Origin of the sequence: Streptomyces sp. NPDC001410 (assembly GCF_042895235.1) — a bacterium.
GTDB lineage: Bacteria > Actinomycetota > Actinomycetes > Streptomycetales > Streptomycetaceae > Streptomyces.
This window is the reverse complement of the sequence record NZ_JBIAWE010000005.1, coordinates 501,083-508,012: the sequence shown is the minus strand read 5'-3', so window position 1 is coordinate 508,012 and position 6,930 is coordinate 501,083. Positions and strand designations below refer to the sequence as shown.

3 protein-coding genes and 1 rRNA gene are annotated in these 6,930 nt (G+C 71.1%); all 4 read left to right on the top strand.

Annotated elements, in window-relative coordinates; translation table 11 throughout:
- Positions 1–91, top strand: a 5S ribosomal RNA gene (gene rrf / locus ACFY3C_RS13875); the annotation flags it as partial.
- A 143-nt stretch (positions 92–234) separates the two neighbouring features.
- Entirely contained in the window at positions 235–2,421 is a 2,187-nt protein-coding gene (locus ACFY3C_RS13870) for a DEAD/DEAH box helicase (RefSeq protein WP_390770880.1), read from the top strand.
- A 314-nt stretch (positions 2,422–2,735) separates the two neighbouring features.
- Positions 2,736–5,726: a BTAD domain-containing putative transcriptional regulator gene (locus ACFY3C_RS13865; RefSeq protein ID WP_390770879.1), complete on the top strand. Its 2,991-nt coding sequence runs from the start codon at positions 2,736–2,738 to the stop codon at positions 5,724–5,726.
- A 159-nt stretch (positions 5,727–5,885) separates the two neighbouring features.
- On the top strand, positions 5,886–6,923 hold the full coding sequence (sbnB, locus tag ACFY3C_RS13860) for a 2,3-diaminopropionate biosynthesis protein SbnB (protein WP_390770878.1): 1,038 nt from the start codon (positions 5,886–5,888) through the stop codon (positions 6,921–6,923).
- The last annotated feature ends 7 nt before the right edge of the window (positions 6,924–6,930 follow it).

Sequence of the window (6,930 nt, the reverse complement as noted above, 5' to 3'; positions counted from 1 at the left end):
GCCCGGTTACATTCCGAACCCGGAAGCTAAGCCTCACAGCGCCGATGGTACTGCAGGGGGGACCCTGTGGGAGAGTAGGACGCCGCCGAACAATCATTGTGGGAAAGCCCCGCACCGTATGGTGCGGGGCTTTTCTGCGTTCGCGAACCAGCCTTCCTCGCGCGGCGGGCGCATCCAGGCGGGCAGTGCCCATCGGTGGGAGGATGCCCCGACGGCGTGAGAAGGGCGGGGCGTGTGGGGCGGGGTGAGCGGGATGTGGTCGCGGGTGGGGCGCGGCTGTACGCGGTGGCGCAGGCGGTGGGCGACGATCACGGCAGGGTCGTCGAGGCGGTGCGGGCGGCGCTGAAGCCGATGCTCGACGAGGCGGTGGGGCGGGAGCTAGATGCCATCCCCGTCGCTCGGCTGCAGGACGTCACCGAGGGACGTCTGCGGCTGGGAAATGTCGAGAAGAGCGGACTGCGTACGGTGGGGCAGGTCCTGGAAGCGGGTCCCTACCGGTTGCGGCAGATTCCCGGGGTCGGCCAGCGGACCGTCGACCAGATGCTCGCCGCGGCCCGCCGGCTTTCCGAGGCCGCGCACGAGACCGTCGCCGTCCACATCGACGTGGACCGGCCGGAGCCGAGGACCACCGCCCTCGTCCTGGCTCTGCACGTACTGGTGGAGGCCGGCCCGGACGCCCGGCGCGCGGTCGACGCGGCCGCCGGGCTGTCGAGACGCCTCGGGCCGCTGCTGGCCGACGCCCGGCCCGCCGCCGGACGGTTCCGGATGCTGCTGGCCGGCCGGGACAAGAAGGCCCGTGCGCTGGCGGCGGTCGCGGAGATCCGGGCGCTGGTGGAGGAGGCGGAGCAGGCGGGTCTGCCCGAGTTGTTCGCCCAGGCGTCGGTGGATCTGCTGCGCGGGCCTTCCACCGATGTCGCGGCCTGGGTCGACTTCGAGCTTCGCTCCGCCGAGTACTACAGCCTGCTGGCCGAGCTTTCCGGAGGTGTGCCCGACGCTGCGAAGGCGGAGGGGTTCCTACCGGACGACATTGCGGAGCATGTCCGGAGCCAACATCTGGACGACTCCCACCGGCGGGTTTCCCTGCGCGGCTACCAGGAGTTCGGCGCGCGGTTCGCCCTCGCCCGGCGCAAGGTGATCCTCGGCGACGAGATGGGTCTGGGCAAGACGATCCAGGCGATAGCCGCGCTGACGCACCTGGCCGCCGAGGGCCACAGCCACTTCCTGGTGGTGTGCCCGGCGAGCGTCCTGGTGAACTGGACACGGGAGATCGAGGCCCGCAGCACCCTGCGCGGCATGCTGCTCCACGGACCCGACCGACACGATGCGTTCGCCGACTGGAAGGGGCGGGGCGGGGTCGGCGTGACCACGTTCGACGCGCTGCGTGGCTTCCCCGCGCCGGGCGGCGGCGAAGTCGGGATGCTCGTGGTCGACGAAGCGCACTCCGTGAAGAACCCGAAGGCCAAGCGGTCCCAGGCGGTCGCGCTGTGGGCGGAGCGGTGCGAGCGCGCCCTCTTCATGACCGGTACCCCGATGGAGAACCGGGTCGCCGAGTTCCGCAACCTGGTCGGGATGCTCGATCCCGGCCTCGCGGAATCCCTCGGCGAACGGGACGCGCTCGCCGGGTCGGTCGCCTTCCGCAAGGCCGTCGCCCCGGTGTATCTGCGGCGCAACCAGGAGGACGTACTGACGGAGCTGCCCAGCCTCCAGCAGATCGACGAGTGGGAGGAGTTGAGCGCCCCGGACGAGGAGGCCTACCGCGAAGCCGTCCGCGCAGGCAACTTCATGGCGATGCGCAGGGCCGCGTACCTGCGCCCCGAGCAGTCGGCCAAGCTGAACCGCCTTCGGGAGATCGTCCAGGAGGCCGGCGAGAACGGCCAGAAGACGGTGGTGTTCTCCAACTTCAAGGACGTGCTGGGCGTGGTGCGGGAAACACTCGAGGCGAGTCCCGGCGGCACCCCCGTGTTCGGTCCGCTCACGGGGAGCGTCCCGGCCGGGCAACGGCAGCGTGTCGTCGACGACTTCACGGCGGTCGCGGGTCCTGCGGTGCTGCTGGCGCAGATCCAGGCGGCGGGCGTCGGCCTCAACATGCAGGCCGCCTCCGTCGTGGTCATCTGCGAACCGCAGATCAAGCCGACCATCGAGCACCAGGCGGTGGCCCGGGCCCACCGCATGGGCCAGGTCAGGTCGGTCCGGGTGCACCGCCTCCTGGCCACCGGCGGGGTGGACGAACGTCTGGTGAAGATGCTGGAGAACAAGACCCGCCTGTTCGACGCCTACGCCCGCCGCAGCGCCGTGGCGGAAGCCACCCCGGACGCGGTCGACGTGTCGGACACCGAGATCGCCCGCCGGATCGTCGAGGAGGAACAGGCCCGCCTGGGTACGACCGACGAACAGGATGAACAGGATGGACAGGGCGAATAGTGCGCGGCGCCTGGTCCCGTCAGGGTCCGCGCGTATTTCCGGCAGTGAACTCCCGCGCGGCGTGTCACGGAACTTGCGCTGAGGGTCGGCACGTTCGCACAATGAGTCGAAACGGGGGAGGTCCCGACATGCGAATTCGCATTCCTGAAATGCGTGCTCTCGGCAAGTAAAAGGGGAATCTCGGATTTCGCTGTGACGTACCCGGTGAAAGGGGCGGCCGGTGAAATCAGTGGGGGGCAAGTTCACTTTCTCGGGTATTCTCGTCGGCTGGGCCACCTGGCGGGACGTGGGATGGAAGTTCTGGGGGAACATCCGTGGGCGAGCGGCTCAGGTTCGAGGTACTCGGGCCCGTGACGGTGACGTCACAAGGCCGAAGTCTGCCGATCGGCGGTGCGCGCCAGCGAACGGTGCTCGCTCTGCTGCTGCTCAACTCGGGCCGGATCGTCCCGGTGGACACCCTCGTGGACGCCGTGTGGAACGACCACCCGCCGGCCACCGCCCGCACCCAGATCGCGATCGTGATCGCCGCACTGCGCAAGACGTTCAAGAGCCAGGGCGCGGCCGAGGACACCATCGTCACCGCCCACCCCGGCTATGTGCTCAGACCCGACGGCCACTCGGTGGACGTGCTGGAGTTCGCCCGGCTGGTGAAGACCGCCGAGACCGCCGTGCAGCAGGGCCGGCTCCCCGAGGCCGCCGGGGCCTACACCCAGGCCCTCGCGCTGTGGCGGGGTCCCGCCTTCGCCGGCATCTCCAGCTCCCTGGTCGAGGACGAGGCCGCCCGCCTGGAGGGCCACCGCCTCAACGCCTACGACGACGCCACCGCCGTCCAGCTGGAACTGGGCAACCACCACGACCTGGTGCCCGAACTCACCTCCGTGGTCCGTGAACAGCCGCTGCGGGAGCGGACCCGGCACCATCTGATGCTCGCCCAGTACCGGTCCGGCCGGCGCGCCGAGGCGATGGCCACCTTCCGGGAGGCGCGTGCCCAGTTCATCGAGGAACTGGGCATGGAGCCGGGCCCGGACCTGCAGGGACTGCACGACGCGATCCTGCGCGACGACCCGTCGCTGGCGCCCGCACCGGCCGTACCGGCGAGTGACGCGCTGCGCGCCGACACCCTCGTCGTCCCCTCCGAACTCCCGCCGGACGTCCCGGGCTTCACCGGGCGCGAGGTGGAACTCGCGTTATTGGACACGCTGGTCGCGAGCCGCGACCGGCAGCACGGGCCCGCCATCGGGCTCATCACCGGCATCGCCGGGGTCGGCAAGACCGGTCTCGCCGTGCGCTGGTCGCACCGCGCCGCCCAGCACTTCCCGGACGGCCGCCTCTTCGCCGACCTGCGTGGCTACGACGAACACCACGAGCCGACCCCGGCCCGTGACGCGATGAGCAGGTTCCTGCGCTCGCTCGGGGTGTCCAGCGACCAGATCCCCACCGAGACCGAGGACCTCGTCGCGCTCTACCGCAGCGTGCTCGCCGAGCGGCAGGTGCTGCTGGTGCTCGACAACGTCCGTTCCTTCGCCCAGATCCAGCCCCTGCTGCCGGGCAGCGGGGGCTGCGCCGTGCTGGTGACCAGCAGGGAGCAGCTGGAGGAGCTGGTCACCTGGCCGCAGGACGCCCGGGTCCACCTCGGGGTGCTGCCCGGGGACGACGCCGTGGAGCTGCTCGGGCGGATCGTCGGCGAGGAGCGCATCGACTCCGCCCGCGCCGACACCCGGCGCCTCGCCGACCTGTGCGACCGGCTGCCGCTGGCGCTGCGCATCGCCGCCGCCCGGCTCGCCTCCAAACCGCACTGGACCGTACGGCACCTGGTGGCCCGGCTTGGCGACGAGCGGCGCCGGCTGGACGAGCTGAGCCAGGGCGCGGCGCAGGTGCGGGCCAGCTTCGAGCTGTCGTACCGCTATCTCCCGGACGACACGGCCCGGCTGTACCGGCGCCTCGGCCTGCTGGACGTGCCGGACTTCGCCGCCTGGGTGGGCGGTGCGCTGCTCGACGTCGACGTGCTGGACGCCGAGCGGCTCATGGAGGATCTGGTCGACGCGCAGTTCCTGGAGGTCGTCGGCGTCGACGCGACCGGCCGGCTGCGCTACCGGCTGCAGAACCTGATGCGGCTGTACGCCCGCGAACGGGCCCAGGCCGAGGAGCCCGATCCGGAGCAGCGGGTCGCCCGGGAGCGGGCCTTCCGCACCTGGCTCGCCCTCGCCGAGGAGGCTCACCGGCGGGAGTACGGCGGCCACTTCAGCGTGGTGCACAGCCCCGCGTCCCGCCGCCCCCTCGACCGTATCCACACCGACGAACTGCTCTCCTCGCCGCTGGAGTGGCTGGAGGCCGAGCGGCTGTCGCTGGTGGCCGCGGTGGCGCAGGCGGCGGAGTTGGAGATGGACGACCTCGCCTGGGACCTGACGGTGTCCGCCGCCGTGCTCTTCGAGACCCGGCACTATCTGGAGGACTGGCGGGAGTGTGCCGAGGTCGCGCTGGAGGCGGCCCGGCGCGCCGGCAACCTGCTCGGCCAGGCGGCCATGCTGCACCAGCTCGGCGGGGTCGCCCAGTCCTACCGGCGACTGGAGGAGGCGCACGCCCGGTACACCGAGGCGATGGCGCTGTTCGAGGAGGCCGGGGAGCCGCACGGGCAGGCGCTGAACCTGCGGAACCTCTCGATCCTGGAGCGGTTCAGCGGCGACCTCGACCTCGCCATGACCCGGCTGGAGCGCGCGGGCGCGATCTTCCGCACCGTGGGCGACATCTCCTCCGAGGCGCACGCGCTGGACAACATGGCCCAGATCGAGCTGGAGCGGGGCAACACCGAGCTGGCGATGAAGCTGGGGGTCGAGGCCGTGCGGATCATGGAGTCGATCGACCGGGGCAGCAAGCGGGGCGCCGCGCAGACCATCCACCGGCTCGGCCGTGTGCATCTTGCCCGGTCCGATTTCCCTAAGGCAGAAGAAGCGTTTCTGCAGGTGATCGAGCTGGTGCAGGCCAAATCCGATCTGGTCGGTCTCGCCTACGCCCTGCTCGGTCTCGGCGAGGCCCGGCTCGGCGCGGGTGACGTGGACGCCGCCGAGGCGACCCTCTCGGAGGCCCTGGAAGTCGTCGAACGCATCGACAGCCCGCTCGTCGACGGTCAGATCAACCTCGTTCTCGGCGAGGCCCGTTGCCGCCAGGGCCGGCTCGACTCCGCCCGGGAGCGGGCGAGCGCGGCCCACGCCGTGTTCCTGCGGACGGGTTCGCCCCGCTGGCGCGCGCAGGCCGAACGGCTGCTGTCCCGGCTGGACGAGAAGCCGGGCCAGGACGCTTCCGGCTGACATCCGTCCCGTGCACGTCCTGTACCGCGTACCGCAGCTCGTCCTGTTCCGCAGCAGCTATCGAACCGCAGCACGTGATGTAGACGCCCAATAATCAGCCGATAAGGGACGTGCCTACTTTCGGCTGGGACAGACGTCCGCCGAAGTGTGGAGTTCAAGATGCCGCCCGTTGCCAAGGCGCCTTCCTTCGCGGTGATCTCCGGGGCCCAGGTCCACCGGGTACTCGACGGCCGGTACCGGGAGGTGGTGGGCCTGATCGAGACGGCGTACCGCGTCCACGGCGCCGGTGACACCGTCAATCCGCCGTCCTACTTCCTGCGCTTTCCCGACCGCCCGGCCTCCCGCATCATCGCCCTGCCCGCGTCCATCGGCGGCCAGGTCCGCGTCGACGGGCTGAAGTGGATCTCCAGCTTCCCCGAGAACGTGGCCGCCGGACTGCCGCGCGCCTCCGCCGTGCTGATCCTCAACGACCACGACACCGGCTATCCGCTGGCCTGCCTGGAGAGCTCCATCATCAGCGCGGCCCGCACGGCGGCCTCGGCAGCGCTGGCCGCGGACGTGCTGAGCCGGGGGCGGGGCGAGCGGCCCCGGCGGGTCGGATTCGTCGGCACCGGACTCATCGCCCGCTACATCCACCAGTTCCTGGCCGATGCCGGCTGGCAGTTCGACGAGACCGGCGTGCACGACCTGTCGGCCGAGCACGCGGCCGGATTCGCCGGCTACCTGGAGCGGGCGGCGGACGGCAGCCGCGTCACCGTGCACGAGAGGGCCGAGGACCTGGTCCGCGGCAGCGATCTGATCGTCTTCGCCACCATCGCCGGCACCCCCCACATCACCGACCCCGGCTGGTTCGGCCACCACCCGCTGGTGCTGCACGTGTCGCTGCGCGACCTCGCGCCCGAGGTGATCCTCACCGGCGCCAATTTCGTCGACGACATCGAGCACTGCCTGAAGGCCGACACCTCCCCGCACCTGGCCGAACAGCTCACCGGCGGCCGGGACTTCATCGACGGCACCCTGTACGACGTCCTCACCGGCGAGCGGGGCGTACCCGCCGACCGGCCGGTGTTCTTCTCCCCGTTCGGCCTCGGCGTGCTGGACCTCGCGCTCGGCAAGCACGTGTACGACACCCTGCACGCCTTTGGCGAACTCTCCGTCCAGCCCGACTTCTTCCACGAGCTGCGCCGCTACGGCTGAACGCACT